Below are 17806 nucleotides of genomic sequence, written 5' to 3'. Positions count from 1 at the left end.
CTGTCGGTCGGGCTGCGGGGATGAAGAGACATCGCGGCAGCGTCCCGAACATACTCTTAGCCGCACTTCCCGGTGTCAAGTGGCCTCATGGAGACGGCCGTTGCGGCCGGGCGGCCTGTCTGCGCCTCAGCTGCTGATGCTGACGTCTGCCGCGTTCCTTGGCGCTGTCCAGGCCGATGGAGTCGGCCGGGGCTCTCTCGTGGCCGGCGAGGGCGGCCTGGGCGCGGACGGTGGTCGAGCGGAACAGCTCCATCAGCTCGGTACGGATGCCCACCTCCGCCCAGAGCCGCTGGTGCAGCTCGATGAGCAGCAGCGAATGTCCGCCGAGATCGAAGAAGTTCTGGTCGAGGCCGATCTCCTCCAGGCCCAGGAGGGCACGCCACACGTCGGCGACGGCCCGCTCCAGCTCGTTGCGGGGGGCCAGCGCAGGCGCTTCGGTCCGCGTCGGCGCCGGCAGGGCCCTCCGGTCGACCTTTCCGTGCGCGGACAGGGGCAGGGCGGGCAGCACCACGAGCGCGGCGGGAACCATGTGGCGGGGCAGCCGTTCCCGCAGGTACGCCAGCACGGCGTCGGTGTCGGCGCCCCCGGCGTCCTGCGCGGCGACGAGGTATCCGACGATCCGGGGCTCGTCCTGCCCCTCGCGCCGGACGACGACGATCCCTTCCCGTACGAGTGGGCAGTCGGTCAGGGCCGCCTCGATCTCGCCGAGTTCGACCCGGAACCCGCGGATCTTCACCTGGTCGTCGCCGCGCCCCAGGAATTCGAGGGCGCCGTCCCGGCGCAGCCGCACCAGGTCACCGGTCCGGTACATCCGGGGCCCGCCCTCCCCACCGGGGAGGTCTCCCGCGCCGTCCTGCCCGGGAGTGCCGAGACGGTCGGGCACGAAGGCGGCCGCGGTCAGGTCAGGTCTGCCCACATAGCCCCGGGCCACGTTGGCGCCGGCGATGCAGAGCTCGCCGGGGACGCCGACCGGGACCTCACGGCCGTCGCGGTCGAGCACGTACGCCGTGGTGTTGGGCAGTGGCCGTCCCAGCGGCGCGGTCACCGCCTCGGGCTCCGCGTCGCGGGGAACGCGCCAGGTCAGCACGCCCACGGTGGTCTCGGTGGGACCGTAGTGGTTGTACACCTGGCAGTCGGGTGCGGCGGTGCGGGCGACGGAGCGCAGCCACGGCCAGGCGGACGACTCGCCTCCGACCACGAGACGGCGCCGGGGCAGCAGGTCCTTGCCCCGTCCCGAACGCATCAGAGCCTTCAGATGGGAGGGGGCGATCTTCAGGCAGTCGACCCGGTGTTCCGCCAGGTAGTCGGCGAGGGCCTCCGCGTCGAGGGCACGCTCGCGGGTGATCAGGTGCAGCATCCCCCCGGTCACCAGGGGCGGCACCAGCATGGTCAGGCACGAGTCGACGGTGAGCGGCTGCAGCATCGCGTAGCTCAGCGGCTCGTCGATGCCCAGCCGGTCCAGGACCGCGAAGGTGTAGTTGACGATCTGGCGGTGCTCGACGGCGACGCCCTTCGGTGCGCCGGTGGAGCCGGAGGTGTAGAGGATGTACGCGATGTTCCCGGGCGCCGCCCCGCTCTGCGGACAGTCGGCGGGCAGGTCGCGCAGAGCGGTCCAGGCCGGGTCGAGTTCCACCGTCCGGATCGGGGCGCCGGGGTCCGCGGCACCCGTGTGGACGAGGACGGCGGCGCCCGAGTCGCGGAGGATCGCCGCCCGGCGGGCCGCCGGGTCGGCGGGGTCCACCGGCACATAGGCTCCGCCTGCCTTGAGCACGCCGAGCACGGCCACGGCCATGGCCGGGGAGCGCTCCAGACACAGCCCGACCGGGCGTTCCGGGACCACGCCCGCTGCACGCAGCAGATGGGCCAACTGGTTGGCGAGCCGGTCGAGTTCGGCGAAGGTGAGCTCGGTGTCCTCGCCTCGCACGGCCACGGCGTCCGGGGTACGGGCGGCCTGCTCGGCGAAGAGCTCGTGCACGCACGAGGCCGCCTCCGGGTAGACGGCCGGCTCGGCCGGCGGGGCGTGGTCGGTGTCGGTGAGCATGGACAGTGCGCCGACCGGGGTGTCCGGCGCCGCGAGCGCACCCGTGACCAACTGCCGCAGGTGCGCGGCCAGGCGGGTCACGGTCTCACGGTCGAAGAGCTCCGTGTCGTACTCGAACTGCCCCCGGACAGCGCTTCCGTCCTCGACGAGGTTCAGGGTGAGGTCGCGCTTGCTGGTCCCGTTGTGGAGGGGGAAGTCGCTCAGCCTCAGTCCGGCCATCGCGGGGAACGCCGGTGCGGAGCGCAGCGTGCACATCACCTGGAAGTACGGGACGGCCCCTGCGGTGCGGTCGGGGCGCAGCCGCTCCACGACCTTCTCGAACGGGACCTCCTGGTGGACCAGTGCCTCGCCGGCCACCTCACGGACGTGTCGCACCACCTCGCGGAAGGTCCGGTCCCCGTCGATCCGGGCCCGCAGCAGCAGCGTGTTGACGAAGAGACCGATCATCGGTTCGACCTGGGAGTGGCCGCGGTTGGCCACCGAGGTCGCGACCAGGAAGTCGGTCCGGCCGGTGTAGCGGTAGAGCAGGACGTCGAGCGCCGCCATGGCGGTCATGAACAGCGTCGCGCCCTCCTGTCGTCCCAGCTCCCTGAGCCCGGCGACGGCGGCGGCGTCCAGGTCGAAGTCCACCACGTCGCCGCGGAACGCCGGAGTGAGCGGACGGGGCCGGTCGGCCGGGAGCTCGAGGACGGGCGGCGGGTCGGCAAGCGTCTTCTGCCAGAAGGCGAGTTGGTCGTCGTACGCGGCGCCGTCCAGTCTGTCCCGGTGCCAGCGTGCGAAGTCGCCGTAGTGGACGGGCAGGGGCCCGGCGGCGGGGTGTTCGCCGCGCAGGACGGCGTCATAGCCGGCGGCGACCTCGCGCAGGAGCACGCCCCAGCTCCAGGCGTCGCCCACGAGGTGGTGCATGGTGAGCACCAGGACGTGTTCGTCCGTGGCCGTGGTGATCAGATGAACGGCCACGGACGGGCCGCCGGTCAGGTCGAACGGGCGGGCCGCGATGGACCTGGCCAGCTCACGGGCGCGCTGCTCCCGGTCCGGGGACGGCTGACCGGTCAGGTCGTGCCGCTGGATCACCACCTGGTCCGGGGCGGGTGCGAAGCGCTGCCGGGGTTCGGAGTCGGCCAGTCCGAAGGTCGCACGCACGACGGAGTGCCGGGCGATCGAGGCGTCCAGTGCGGCCTGGAGGGCCGGGACGTCGAGCGTGCCGGTCAGCCGTACCGCCGCGGGCACGTTGTAGGCCCCGGTGTCGGGGAACATCTGCTCGAACAGCCACAGTTGGCGTTGCGGGTACGACAGCGGGGCGCTGCCGCGTTCCGGGTGGGCGGTGATCGGCGCCTCGGACCTCGTGTTCAGTCCGCGCTGCGCGAGCAGTCGGCGCATCGCCTCCCGCCGCTTGTCGGCGATGTCGCCGCCGGTGCTCACAGGTCCTCCTGGGTCAGCAGTCGATCGAGCTCGCTGTCGGACAGCTCCGTGATCTGCAGCAGCAGCGCCGCCCGCTCGTCGACCTCGGGGCCGGCGTCGGGGTCGGCCCGCAGTGTCCGGACGACGCCGGCGATGGTGGCGTCCGCGAAGAACCTGTCCAGCGGGAACGCCGCGCCGAAGGTCTCCCGGACGCGGACGGCGAACCTGGTCGCGAGCAGGGAGTAGCCGCCCGAGGCCCAGTAGTCGTCGTGGACGCCCACCGGTCCGGTGGTGCCGAGCGTCTCCTGCCAGAGCAGGGCGACCGCCCGTTCGGCGTCGTCGCGCGGTGCGACCGAGGACACGGTCGCGGCCGACGACTCGGCCCGGGCGAGGCTGCTGAGCGCACGACGGTCGACCTTGCCGCTCGGTGTCAGGGGCAGCTCGGGGCAGGGCACGAACAGCGTCGGAATCATGTAGCTCGGCAGCCGCCCGTGCAGGTGCCGGCGCAGCGCCTCCCCGTCGGCCTGCCGGCCTTCGGCCGCGACACAGTAGGCGACCAGGACCTCGCCCTCGGCCGTCACGACGACCTGTTCCAGCGAGGGGTGCGCGCCCAGGGCCTGTTCGACCTCGGCGGGTTCGACCCGGAACCCGCGGACCTTGATCTGCAGGTCGCTCCGGCCGACGTACTCGATCACCCCGTCGGACCGGAATCGCGCCCGGTCACCGGTGCGGTAGAGCAGTCCCCCGGTCCGGTCGGGGAAGGGGCTCGGCACGAAGCGCTCGGCCGTGAGGTCCGGTCGGCCGGCATAGCCGCGGCCGAGGGCGGGTCCCCCGATGTACAGATCTCCCGCCACTCCCACGGGGACCGGCTGCATCAGGTCGTCGAGCAGGTACGCGCTGGTTCCCGCGATGGGCCTGCCCAGGGGCACCGTGCCCGCCGCCACGTCGGCTTCGGTCAGCACATGCCAGGTGACATCGGCGGAGATCTCGGAGGCCCCGTACAGATTGAGCAGCACTCGGCCCGGCAGGGTGATCAGAAAGCGGCCCGCGAGGTCGGCGGGGAGGGCCTCGCCGCTGCTCACCCACACGCGCAGGCCGGGCAGTTCGCCGGCGATGCCGGGCACGGTGTCGAGGAGGGTCCGCAGCAGTGACGGGACGAGCACGATACGGGTGACCCGGTGCTCGGCGAGCACCGCCACCAGCGCGGGCGGGTCCATGAGCAGGGACTGCGGCAGCACCACGATCGGTATGCCCTGACAGAGCGGCCCGAAGATCTCCCAGAACGAGTCCAGGAAGTTCAGCGAGGTCTTCTGGCAGAGGACGTCGTCGGGCCGGAAGGGGAACTCCCGCCACATCCACTCCAGTCGGTTGACCATGCCCCCGTGCAGGCCGACGACGCCCTTGGGGACGCCGGTCGAGCCGGAGGTGTAGAGGACGTAGGCGGGCTGGGCGGAGTCGATGCGCACGTCGAGGGGTGTCGTGGCCTGTTCGGCGGACGCCCGCCACAGCGTGGCGACGTCCACCGTCCGTGCGGTGTGCGGGCCCTCGCCCAGGCGTTTCCGGTGGTCGCCGGCGACCAGCACCAGGTCGGCCTCGGCGTCGGCCAGCATGAACCGGAGTCGCTCCCGCGGGTAGGCCGGGTCCAGCGGCACATAGGCGGCGCCGGCCTTCATGATGCCCAGCAGCAGGACGATCGTCTCCGGGGACCGCTCGGAGCAGACGGCGACGCGTGACTCGGCGCCGACGCCCCGTTGCCGCAGTTCCCGAGCGAGTTGATTGGACCTGGCCTCGACCGCCTCGAACGTCAGTGCGGCGACAGGGTCCAGCGCGCTGCGGATCGCGATCGCGTCCGGTGTGGCCACGGCGCGCTCCCGGAACATCTCCGGGAGGGAGCGCGGGCCGACGTGACTGTCGGGTCCGTGCGCCCACTCTCCGGTCACCTTCGCCCGCTCCGTCTCCGACAGGAGGTCGAGCTGGGCGAGCGGGCGGTCGGGGTCCGCCACGACCTTGTTCAGGAGGGTGACGAAGTGCGCGCCGATCCGGCCCGCCGTCTCCTCGGTGAACAGGTCCGTCGCGTACTCGACGATGCCGACGGCGTCGTCGCCCGTCTCCCGCAGCATGATCATGAGGTCGAACTTGGCGTTGACGGCGGGCATCGGCACCTGTTCGAGGTGCAGTCCGCCGAGGTCCAGAGGAGGCAGCGGGGCGTTCTGCAGGACCAGGACGTTCTGGAACAACTGGCCGTGGCCGAGGCTGCGTTCGGGTGCGACCGCCTCCACGACCAGCTCGAACGGCAGCTCCTGGTGGGCGTAGGCGGCCAGCGTCATCTCCTTGACCTGCGCCAGCAGGGCGTTGAACGAGAGGCCGGGATCGACGTCGGTGCGCAGGGCGAGCATGTTGACGAAGACACCGATCAGGTTCTCCACGTCGGGGTGGGTGCGTCCGGCGATCGGCGAGCCGACGACCACGTCCCGCTCGCCCGAGAATCGGTGCAGCACAAACGTGAACGCCGCCAACAGGGTCATGAAGAGGGTGGCGCCCTGGCTGCCGCCGAGCTGCTGGAGCCCCTTGACCAGGGGGCCGGGCAGCGTGAGCGGGACCGTCGCACCGGCGAAGCTCTGGGCCGCCGGGCGGGGGTGGTCCGGCGGGAACTCCACGAGCTGGGGCGCGCCGGCGAGTTGCGCGCGCCAGTACTCCACCAGTTCGACGCGTTTGGCGCCGTCGAGCTGCTGCCGCTGCCAGGCGGAGTAGTCGGCGTACTGGATCGGCAGCGGTGGCAGTGCCTCGGCGGACCCACCGAGGCGGCCGACGTAGTGGATGCCGAGTTCCCGTACGAACACGCCGGTGGACCACGCGTCGGACACGCTGTGGTGCATCGTGAGCAGCAGGATGTGCTCCTCCTCGCCCACCCGCAGGAGCACGGCCCGCAGCAGCGGCACCCGGGTCAGGTCGAACGGCCGCCGTGACTCGGCGAGAGCGAGCTCCTCCCAGCGCTGTCGCCGCACGTCCTCCGGAAGGTCCCCGAGATCGGTGACGGGCAGCGGAACGCGGACGTCCGTCGAGATGCGCTGGGTGGGCCGCTCGCCGTCGTCGAGTACGAAGCAGGTCCGCAGGGCCTCGTGCCGGGCCACGATGTCGTCGAGGGAGGACCTCAGCACCTCGGCGTCCAGGGGTCCCTCGATACGCACGACGTCGGGGATGTTGTAGACGGAGTTGCCCGGGGTGAGCTGGTCGATGATCCAGAACCGCTGCTGCCCGTACGAGAGGGCCAGTGCTCCGTCCCGCGGCACGACCGGGATGGGTCCCTGGGCCGCCGCCTCGCTGTCGTCGCCGCGCACGTGGTCGGCGAGCCCGGCCACGGTCGGCCGGCGCAGCAGGTCGAGCAGCGACAGCTCGACGCCCAGCGCCGCGCGGGCCCGGGAGACGATCTGTGTCGCGAGCAGGGAGTGCCCGCCCAGTTCGTAGAAGTCGTCGTCGCGCCCGACCTGGTCGACACCGAGCATCTCGGCCCAGATCTCGGCGATGACCGACTCCGTGGCATCGCAGGGCTGCGCGTAGCCGGTGCTCAGCTCCGGCCGCGGCTGGCGGGCCCCGCCGACGGGTACGCGTCCGCGCCTGGCGACCTCCGGATGGCGGACCCACCGGTCCAGCCGCTCCTCCAGGTCGGCGGTGACGATGGTGGTCACCCCGGCCTCGGCGCTCTCGGCGATCCGGCTCAGCAGCCGGACGCCGTCCGCGACGCCGACGCCGTACCGGGTGACGCTGGTCATCGGGCGGCCGAGACCGTCGTCGGGGATCCAGTCCTCCATGTTGACGCTGATCCACCGTGTCCCCGGCCGCTCGGCCCTGGCCCGGGCGAACGCGTCGAGGAACACACAGGCCGAGGTGTAGCCGGACGTGCCGAGCCCGCCGAGCAGAGCCGCGTTCGAGGAGAAGAGCAGCACGAACTCGGGCTCCCGCCCGGCCAGGGTCCTCTCCAGTACGCGGGTGCCGTCGACCTTGGCGCGCATCACGCCGTCGAGCCACTGCCGGTCGAGGGCGTCGATGGGCGCGAAGGCACTCTCGCCGACGACTCCGGCGGCGTGGAACACGCCGGCGACGGGTCCCAGCCGCCGCTCCGTCTCCGCGAGGGCCTGCCTCATCTCCTGCTCGTCGGTGACGTCCGCCCGGCACACGAGGATCCGTGCACCGCGTTCACGCATCGCGCGCAGTCGCCGGATCCTGCGGCTGGTGGGGTCGGCCTCGCCGTGGCGGGCCGACCAGCTGTCCCACTCCTCCTCTTCGGGGAAGGCGGAACGCCCGATCAGCACGATGGACGCGGACAGGTCGGCCAGGTGGTCGGCGAGTTCGAGGCCGACCGCGCCGAGCCCGCCCGTGATCACGTACACGCCTTCGGCGCGCAGCGGGCTGCGGGCCGCACCGAGCCTCAGCGGCTGGAAGGTCTGCGTCCACCGGGTACGCCCGCGGTAGACGATCAGGCGTTCGTCGGGCGCTTCGGCGATGACGTCGAGGAGTCGGCCGGCGAGTTCGCCGACGCCGGGGCCGACGGTGTCGTCCGGGGCGACGTCGACGCAGCGCACGCTGATGCCCTCGTACTCCTGCGGTACGCACTTGGCGGCGCCGAGCAGCGTGGCGACCTCCGGCCTCGGCCGGTCCGCCCGCTCGACGCGGGCGAGCCCGTGGGAGACGATCCACAGGTCGACGGGTGTGGAGGCGCTGCGGGCCGACAGTGCCCTGGAGAGCCACAGCAGGCTGTCCATGCCGTGCGTCCGGTCGCCGTCGTCCGGGTCCTCGCCGATGCTCCACAGGTGGAGCACCTTCGTGGGCCACCGGTCGCCGTCGAACCCGGCGAGCAGTTCGGCGTAGGCCGCCGCCTCGTCCGGGTCGACCTGGTGGTCGGCGGCGTCCCGTAGGCCGTCGGCGGGCACCCGGGTGCCGGGCACGACGACGGTCACCCGGTGTCCGGCCGCCGTGGCACGGTCCTTGACGTCCCGGGCGAGCGGGTGCGGCAGGCCGTCCTGCCCGACGGGGGCGAGGAGCAGCCAGTGCTCCCCGGCAGGAGAGGGCGGCGCGGGGGGCGGCATGGGCGCCGACTGCCAGGCGGGGGCGAGCAGCCAGGATTCGGGGTCGTCCTGCCGGGTCGCGGCGGGACGGCGCCGGGGACCGTCGTCGGCCCGGTCGAAGCGGCAGCGCGTGCGCTCGAAGGGATAGGTGGGCAGCCCGACCCTCCGACGCCCGGCGGGGTCGGACAGGGGGCGCCAGTCCACGGCCGTGCCCGTGGTCCACAACCGGGCCACGGCGTCCAGGAGATGGCTGATGTCATCGGGACGGCGGCGGTCGTAGACGGCCCGTAGCGAGGGCAGCACGACAGGGCGGGCCTGCGGGTCCGCCCCGGCCAGGTGCTCCGCCGCCAGCGCGCTCAGCGACTGTCCGGGGCCCACCTCGATCAGGGAGCGGTCGCGTTCGGCGCACAGCGTCGCCAGCCCGTCGGCGAACCGGACGGTGCTCACGCTGTGCCGGGCCCAGTACGCGGGGTCGGTGGCCTGTTCCGGGGTCATCCAGGTGCCGGTCACGTTCGACACGAGCGGGATGCGGGGCGGGGAGAGCGCAATCCCTGCCATGAGCTCGGCGAGGGGCGCGGCCATGCCGGCGACCATGGGTGAGTGGAAGCCGCGTTCGGCGCGCATCCGCCGGGCGGCGATCCGCCGGTCGGCGAGGCGCCGCTCCAGCGCCTCGATCTCGTCGACCGGCCCCGACACCGCGGTCAGGGCGGGCCCGTTGACGAGCGCGACGGTCAGGGACCCGTCGAGGTGACGGGCGGTCTCCTCCGCGCCGAGCGGCACGGCCAGCATGGCGCCTTCCGGCATCCCGTCGAACAGCTCGGCACGGGCGACGACCACGGTCAGGGCGTCCTCCAGGGTGAAGACGCCCGCGACGGTGGCGGCGACGTACTCGCCCAGGCTGTGCCCGATCAGCGCGGTGGGCAGCACGCCGAGCGACTGCCACAACCGGGCCAGCGCGTACTCGACGACGAACAACGCCGGATGTGCGAGCCCGGTGCGCTGCAGCGGGTCGTTCTCCTCGCCGCGTCCGCCGAACATGATGCGCCGCAGGTCGAACCCGCCGCTCGCAGTCGTCTCGACCGCCGGGCCCCGCAACCCCAGTTCGTCCCGGAGGTCGCGGCCGAGCAGCGGCCGGAGCAGCTCGCAGCACTCGTCGACGGCCGTCCGGAACTCCGGCACGTCCTGGTACAGGTCCCGGCCCATCCCCCGGTACTGATCCCCGAGTCCGGCGAACATGAAGGCGACGGGACGGTCCTGGCGGGGCGCGGTGCCTTCGTGCAGACGGGCGGGGTCGCCGCCGGCCAGCACGGCGAGGGCGTCCTCGCGGTCCCGGCACACCAGCGCCCTGCGGTGCTCGAACGGGACACGGCCCTGCCTCAGGGTGTGCGCGACGTCCGCTGTCCTCAGGCCGGGCCGGTCCTCGAGGTGACGGGCGAGCCTTGCGGTCATCTCCTCCAGCGCGGCGGGTGTCCTGGCCGACAGCACGAGCAGCTGGGGCCCCGCGTCGTCCGGGGTCGGCGGGTCGGCGGGCGCCTGCTCCAGAACGACGTGGGCGTTCGTGCCGCCGAAACCGAAGGCGCTGACGCCGGCCCGCCGCGGGCCCTCCCGGTCGGGCCAGTCGGCGAGTTCCGTGTTGACGTAGAAGGGGCTCGCGGCGAAGTCGATCTGAGGGTTGGGCTCGGCGAAGTTCAGCGACGGCGGGATCTTCCCGTGGTGCAGGGCCAGAGTCGTCTTGATCAGGCCGGCCACGCCCGCCGCGGCGTCCAGGTGCCCGATGTTGGTCTTGACCGAGCCGATGGCGCAGTATCCGGTCGCGTCCGTGCTCTGCCGGAAGACCTTGGTCAGAGCGGCGACCTCCACCGGGTCGCCGAGCTTCGTCGCAGTGCCGTGCGTCTCGATGTAGGAGACGGTCGACGGATCGACGTCGGCGATCTTCTGCGCGCGCAGGACGACCTCGGCCTGTCCGTCCAGGCTGGGCGCGGTGAAGCCGACCCGGTTGGCGCCGTCGCTGTTGACCGCGGACGCCTTGATGACGGCGTACACGGTGTCGCCGTCCTCCAGGGCGTCGCTCAGCCGCTTGAGGGCGAGGACGCCCGCCCCGCTGCCGAAGACGGTGCCGTCGCCGGCGGCGTCGAAGGCCCGACACCGCCCGTCGGAGGACGCCGTGCCGCCGGGGACGTGCACATAGCCCGTGCGCTCGGGCAGCACCACCGTGCTGCCGCCGACCAGTGCCAGGTCGCACTGGTAGCTGAGCAGGCTGTCGCAGGCGAGGTGGGTGGCGACGAGCGAGGTCGAGCAGCCGGTCTGGACCGTCATGCTGGGGCCGCGCAGATCGAGGTGGTACGAGACCCGGCTGCTCAGGAAGTCCTTGTCGTTGCCGAGCATGGCCAACTGGGTGTCCGAGTCGCCGATGTCCGGGTGATCGAGCAGGTTGTACAGCAGATAGGTGCTCAGGCCCATGCCGGCGTAGACCCCTATGGTGCCGGCCTGGTCCGACGAGGTGTGACCGGCGTGCTCGAGAGCAGCCCAGGCGGTCTCCAGGAAGAGCCTCTGCTGGGGGTCGAGCAGCGCGGCCTCGCGCGGTGAGTACCCCCAGAAGCGGTGGTCGAAGCCCTCGGGGTCTTCGATCGGAGCGCCCGCGGGGACGAAGCCGGGTCGGCCGGAGACCTCCGGCGGTACGCCCAGTTCGGCCAGTTCCTCCGGGGTGAAGTGCCGGATGGACTCGACGCCGTCACGCAGGTTCGCCCAGAACGTCTCGACGTCGGGAGCGCCCGGGAACCGGCAGGCCATGCCGATGACGGCGATGTCCGATCCGGGGTCCTCCGCCGGCTCGTTGAGCTCGCTCATCACGCCCTGCCCCTTCCACCGAGCCCGCGGGCCCTTCGCCTGCTGTCGCGTTGCCGGCGCGCTCGTTCCTGGCTCTCGGAGAACACCTGCTGGTTCGTCTCGGCGCCGCCGGCGCCGAGATGGGTGGCCAGTGCGCTGACCGTGGGGTGCTCCAGGAGTTTGATCAGGGGCAGCTCCACTCCCGTGGCGCGCTGCAGCCGGTTGTGGACCTGGACCATGAGCATGGAGTGCCCGCCGAGGTCGAAGAAGTTGTCGTAGAGCCCGACCGAGTCGACCTTGAGCACCTCGCTCCAGATCTCGGCGATCGACCGTTCCAGCTCCGTCACCGGCGCCGCCTGGGCGCCGTGCCCGGCGCCCGACCATTCCAGGGCCGCCAGAGCCTTGACGTCGACCTTTCCGTGGGCGGTGCGCGGCAGGTCGGGCAGGAGGACGAAGCCGGTGGGGATCATGGACTGCGGCAGCCGCTCGCGCAGACCGCGCTGGAGGTCCCGGCTCGACGGGGCCGCGCCGTCGGACGCCACCACGTAGGCGACCAGCCGGGTGTCGGCGGACGCCTCCCGCCGGGCGAGCACGACGGCCTCGCGGACGTCCTCGCGGGCCCCCAGGGCCGCTTCGATGTCGCCGAGTTCGATGCGGTGACCGCGTACCTTGACCTGCCGGTCGATCCGCCCGAGGAACTCGATGCGGCCGTCGGGGCGGTAGCGGGCGAGGTCGCCCGTGCGGTACAGGCGCGCTCCGGGCGTCCGTGTGAACGGGTTCGGCACGAACTTGTCGGCGGTCGCGTCCGGGCGGCCCCAGTAGCCGCGGGCCAGCCCGGCGCCGCCGATCACCAGTTCGCCGGCCACGCCGACCGGGACCGGTCGCAGTCCCTCGTCCACGATGTGGATCTGGGTGTTGGCGATGGGGCCGCCGAGCGGCACCGTCTCCTCCACGGTCGTCACTTCGTGGGTGGCCGACCAGATCGTGGTCTCGGTGGGGCCGTACATGTTGATCAGCCGGGCGGGCAGGCAGTCCCGCAGTTCCCGGGCGAGAGCGGGTGGCAGTGCCTCGCCGCCCAGCAACAGCGCCCGCAACGACGTCAGGCCGCCGAGTGCGCCCTTGTCGAGCGCCATCAGCTGCATCGCCGAGGGGGTCGCCTGCAGCAGGGTCGGCTGCCAGGCGGCGACCTGACCGGCGAGGGACCGGTCCTCGGTCCCGGTCGGGTCGGCCTCGGCCTCGGCGGGGGTGGCGCCGCGCGCGCTCTGCTCGCGCACCAGGTCGAGGGCCGGCAGTCCGTCCAGGACCGTCCGGACGGGCAGCCCGAAGTCCACCAGGCAGGCGATCTCGTCGACCCCGGCCTCGGCGCACCGCTCGATCAGCGGGCGCACGGACTCGGGGGTCCCGAACAGCGCGCCGGTGTCGAAGTAGCGGTTGAACGCGAACTCCAGCAGATCGTCCAGGTCGGCCTTGCTCATGCCCGCGAGATCGACCGGCAGGCGCAGCGTGCGCACCAGGTTCTCGATCAGTCCGACCGATGACCGCAGGTAGGCGGTGAACGGCTCGCGGACCTGTTCCTTCACCTCTTCGACGTCGTCGCCGAGGAAGGTGTGCAGCATCAGGGTCACCACTCCGGCGTCCGGGTCGTGGCCGTGCCGGAGCCGGGCCTCACGGTAGCGGCGCACGTTCTCGGCGACCTGCTCGACGGTCTGGCCGAGGAGGTGCGTGAGGACGTTCGCGCCGATGGCTCCCGCCCTGGTGAAGGTGTCGGGGCTGCCGGCGGCGGTGATCCAGGTGGGCAGGGCGGGCTGGAGGGGAGCGGGGCGGATGCCGATGTCCACCGGCTTGCCGGTGCCGCCGGGCAGGGTGACCGTCTCGCCCCGCCACAGCCGCTGCACGGTGTCGATGTCCCGGAACATCTGTTCCTTGCGGTCCTCGTACCGTTCCGGGAAGAAGACGAAGTCGTCGGCGTGCCAGCCGGAGGCGAACGCGACACCGGCCCGTCCATGGGAGATGTTGTCCACGAGGGACCACTCCTCCGCCACCCGCACCGGCGAGTGCAGCGGCAGGACGACGCTGCCCGCCCGGACGGCCACGTTGCGGGTCACAGCGGCGATGGCGGCGCTGAGCACAGAGGGGTTGGGGTAGAGGCCGCCGAACTCGTGGAAGTGCCGCTCGGGGGTCCACACCGCGGTGAAGCCGTGCTCGTCGGCGAAGCGGGCGCTGTCGAAGACGAGGTCGTAGCGCCGGCCGGCCTCGTCCGTGCCGGACCGGGCGTCGCTGGCGAAGAAGAACAGGCTGAAGTCGACGGGTCCGACCGGGGCCGTCGACGGGGTCTGCCGGGAGAACGCGTCTTCCGCGAGTACCACCTTGGCGCCGCGGGTGAGCGTCCACAGCAGTTCCAGGACGGAGATGTCGAAACCGGCGTTGGTCACCGCGAGCATGGTGTCGTCGGCGCCGCAGCCCACTCGCCCGTCCATGGCGGCGAAGAAGTTGCCGACGTTGCGGTGACTGACCACCACTCCCTTGGGGACGCCGGTCGAGCCCGAGGTGTAGAGGAGGTAGGCGGCGTTGTCCGCGGCGGCCCGGCCGGCCGGGCCGCCGGTACGGCCGTCCGGTGCGGCGAGGACGTCGTCGACGTCGAGCAGGGGCACGGCGGTGTCCGCGACCCGGTGCGCCACTCGACGGCGGGTCACCAGCAGGTCGAGCCGGCCGTCCGAGACCACCACGTCCAGCCGGTCGCGCGGGTAGTCCGGATCGAGCGGCACATAGGCTCCGCCGGCCTTGAGAATGCCCAGCATCGCGACGATCAGCTCCGGTGAGCGATCCAGGCAGATACCGACGCGGGACTCCGCGCCGACGCCCCGCGCCACGAGTTCTCGGGCCAGCCGGTCCGATGCCTCGGAGAGCTCCTTGAAGGTGAGCCGTGCCGACCGGAAGACCACGGCGACGGAGTCGGGCGTGCGGGCGGCCGCGGCCTCGAACTCCTCGTGGACGCAGAGCTCGCCGGGCAGGTCCAGGGCGGTGTCGTTCCAGTCGAACAGCATGCGCCGGGATTTCTGAGCGCTCAGCAGCGGCAGCGTGGAAAGGGTCCGGTCGGGGTCGACGACGATTCCCCCGAGCAGGGTGCGAAAGTTGTCGGCGAGGTCGGCGACGGTGGAGCGGTCGAACAGGTCGGCGTTGAACTGGACGCGCCCGACGAGGCCGTCCCCGTGTTCCGCGACGATCACGGTGAGGTCGAACTGCGCGGTGCGCTGCGGGACATGGACGGGGAGCAGATCGAGCCCCGCCACGGTGAACGGCCGCGTCCCGTGCCCGGTGGCGACGGCAGCGAGGTCGCCGGGGAACCGGGACGGCGCCTGATGGTGGATGAACATGGCCTGGAAGACCGGGGACCGCGCCGGGTCCCGGCCGGCCTGGAGCTGCTCGGCCAGCAGGCTGAACGGGTAGTTCTGGTGGGCCAGCGACTCGGAGACGGTCCGGGAGAACCGGCCCAGCAGCTCGCGGAAGACCGGATCGCCGCTCAGGTCGCCGCGCATGACCACGGGATTGACGAAGTAGCCGACGGTGTCCGCGTACGCGGCACGGCCGCGGCCGGACACCGGCGAGCCGACCAGGATGTCGGACTGGCCGCTGTAGCGGTGCAGCAGGACCTCGAACGCGCACAGGAGCGCGGTGTACAGCGTCGTCCCGGACTGCCGGGCCAGGGCGGTGAGTCCGGCGAGCAGTTCCCCGTCCAGGGTGAAGTCGTGGGTGTCGCCGCGGTAGGTCTGGACGGGGGGCCGCGGCCGGTCGGTGGGGAGCTCCAGCACGGGCAGTTCGCCACCGAGCCGCTCCCGCCAGAACGCGGCGGCGGCCTCGCCCTCGTCGCTCGTCGCGTACCGGTGCTGCGCCGCGACGAAGTCCGTGTAGTCGCCGGCCGGCGGCAGTTGCGGTCCCGTGCCGGTCGCCGCCGCCCGGTAGCAGCGCGCCAGTTCGTCGACGACCAGGGACATCGACCAGAAGTCGGCCACGATGTGGTGCATGACGAGCAGCAGTACCGGAGAGCCGTCGGCGCGTCCGCACAGCCGGGCTCGCACCAGGGGTCCCTCCGCCAGGTCGAAGGGCTCGGCGGCGGCCTCGGCCAGCAGGTCCTCCAGGGAACCCGGCGCGGCGTCCGCCACGGCCGTACGGTCGAGAACGACCTTCCCCTCGGCGGTGACAGTGCGCACCGGCTGCCCGTCGCGGGCGGCGTAGGAGGTGCGCAGTGCGGCGTGCCGCTCCACCACCTGGTCGAGCGCCCACTGCAGGGCCTCCGGGTCCACGTCCTCCGGGAGACGTACCGCCCCGGCGACGTTGTAGGCGGCGCCACAGCCGGTGACGCGGTCGAGGAACCACAGGCCGCGCTCTCCGTGGCCGAGCTCGTCGGCCGACGGGCCGGGCGGCCCGCCCGGCGCCGTGGCCCCGGTCGAGGTCTGCGGTCCGGCGGTGTCCCCGGCCGCTTCGATGCCGGCCACCACCGCCGCCAGGACGTCCAGGAGCGGGGCCCCGTGCATGGCCTCGTGTCCGAGTTCGACGCCGAACGTCTTCTCGACCTCGTGCTGGATCTCCAGGAGGTCGAGGGAGTCGAGGCCGAGGGCGGGCCCGGACCTGCTGAGGTCCAGGGCGTCGGGGTCGCCGCCGGCGCGCAGCGCGACGTGTGCCCGCAGGCAGGACTCGACCGCCTCCGGTGTCCGCGCCCCGTCCGGTCCGGCGGCGGCCGTGGCGGCGGTCGTGTCGGCATCGTCGTCCTGACCGAACTCGTGGACGCCTAGCACGGCGAGCGTGCCGGCCAGGTACTGCTCCCGGGCCGCGAACCGCTGGATCTTGCCGCTCGACGTGCGGGGCAGCCGTCCGGGCCGCACCAGCGCGAACGCGTACGGGGCGATGAGGTGGTTCTCACCGATCGCGGCCCGCACCGCCGCCGCGACTTCCCGTACGTCGGCGTCACGGGACACCCGCTCGGCTTCGTGCGTGACGACCAGCGCCTCCCGGCCGTCGACGGGGACGGTGAAGCAGGCTCCGCCGTTGTGCTGGAGTGCCGGGTGGGACCGGAAGGCGGTGTTCTCGAGGTCCTGCGGGTAGTGGTTCACTCCGCGCAGGATGATCAGGTCCTTGATGCGGCCGGAGACGAAGAGTTCGCCGTCGGCGACGTATCCAAGGTCGCCGGTGCGCAGGAACGGGCCTTCTGCCGAGCCCTCGATGCGGGCGCCGAAGACCTCGGCGCTGGTCTCGGGGCGCTCCCAGTAGCCCTGGGCGACGCTCGGGCCGCTCACCCAGATCTCGCCGACCTCGCCGTCCGCGCGCCGCCGACGTGTCTCGGGGTCGACGATGGCCAGTTCCTGTTCCGGGGACGGCTGTCCGCAGCCCACCATGGGGTCGGAGCCCTCGATCTCTCGCACCACCGGCGCCGCCTCGGGCGAACCGCCGGTGACGATGAGAGTGCCCTCGGCCAGTCCGTAGCACGGGTAGAACGCCTCGCGACGGAAACCGGTGGGCGCCAGGAATTCCGCGAAGGCGTCCATCACATCGGCGCGGATGGGCTCGGCGCCGTTGAAAGCGACCTGCCAGCAGCTGAGGTCCAGCCCCTCCAACTGCTCGGGGGCGATCCTGCGAAGGCACAGTTCGTAGCCGAAGTTCGGCCCGCCGCTCGTCGTGGCCCGATGCTCGGCGATGGTCTGCAGCCAGCGCAGGGGCTCCGCCGCGAACCTCATCGGCGGCATCAGCACGGTCGGGTATCCGGTGTACAGCGGCTGCAGGATTCCGCCGATGAGGCCCATGTCGTGGTATGGAGGCAGCCAGATCACGGTCTTGCTGTCGGGCGTGAGATCGAAGAACCGCTCGATGTCCGCGCCGTTGTGCAGCAGGTTCCCGTGGCTGACCATCACCCCTTTGGGGGTGCCCGTGGAGCCGGAGGTGTACTGGAGGAAGGCGAGCGCGTCACGGGACGCCGGCGACGGCTGCCAGTCGGTCTCCGGGGCCACGTCGGTGTCCACCCCGATCCAGCGCAGCGTGCCGAGGATCGGGTTGGACTCCACGAAGGCGTCGCGCTGCTGCGCGATGGCTCCGAGGGTCAGTGCCGCGGACGGTCGGGCGTCGGCGACGATCGCCTCCAGCCGGGACAGGCTGCGGACCGCACTGGACCCGTGCGGCGGGTACACGGGTACGGCGACGACCCCGGCGTACAGACATGCGAAGAACGAGGCGACGTAGTCGAGGCCGGGCGGCAGGATGAGCACCACGCGATCGCCCGGAACGCAGGTCCTTCGCAGCGTCGCGCCGATCTCTCGCGCCCTGAGGTCGAGTTCGCCGTAGCTCCAGGAGACCTCGTGGTCGCGCTCCAGGAACGTGTAGGCGACGGAGTCGGGGCGGTCCGCGGAGCGGCGCAGCAACAGATCGGTGAGCGAGTCGGCGACGCGGCTCGCAGGCCGTCCACTGTTCATCGAGGCTGGTCCTTCCC

The 17806-nt window shown here is 72.4% G+C and carries 3 protein-coding genes; all 3 read right to left on the bottom strand.

Annotated elements, in window-relative coordinates:
* Window positions 1–85 precede the first annotated feature (85 nt).
* The 3 genes from ABZ725_RS15220 to ABZ725_RS15210 are packed head-to-tail and all read right to left on the bottom strand — an operon-like array spanning window position 86 to window position 17789.
* Entirely contained in the window at window positions 86–3463 is a 3378-nt protein-coding gene (locus ABZ725_RS15220) for an amino acid adenylation domain-containing protein (protein WP_358803144.1), read from the bottom strand.
* Window positions 3460–11352, bottom strand: a complete 7893-nt coding sequence (locus tag ABZ725_RS15215; protein WP_358803143.1) for an amino acid adenylation domain-containing protein — start codon at window positions 11350–11352, stop codon at window positions 3460–3462. Before ABZ725_RS15215 ends, ABZ725_RS15220 begins: the two co-directional genes overlap by 4 nt.
* The gene (locus tag ABZ725_RS15210) at window positions 11352–17789 is read right to left on the bottom strand and encodes a MupA/Atu3671 family FMN-dependent luciferase-like monooxygenase (protein ID WP_358803142.1); all 6438 of its coding nucleotides are present in this window, start codon (window positions 17787–17789) and stop codon (window positions 11352–11354) included. The genes ABZ725_RS15215 and ABZ725_RS15210 overlap by 1 nt, the downstream gene beginning before the upstream one ends.
* Window positions 17790–17806 lie beyond the last annotated feature (17 nt).

Origin of the sequence: Streptomyces sp. NPDC006872, from assembly GCF_040635845.1 — a bacterium.
Lineage (GTDB): Bacteria > Actinomycetota > Actinomycetes > Streptomycetales > Streptomycetaceae > Streptomyces.
The sequence above is the reverse complement of the archived record's forward strand: the minus strand, read 5'-3'. Positions and strand labels throughout refer to the sequence as shown.

Excerpts from the sequence above, each read along its gene's own strand:
- ABZ725_RS15215 (WP_358803143.1), bottom strand. The coding sequence starts at position 11,352 with ATGAGCGAGCTCAACGAGCCGGCGGAGGACCCCGGATCGGACATCGCC.
- ABZ725_RS15210 (WP_358803142.1), bottom strand. The coding sequence starts at position 17,789 with ATGAACAGTGGACGGCCTGCGAGCCGCGTCGCCGACTCGCTCACCGAT.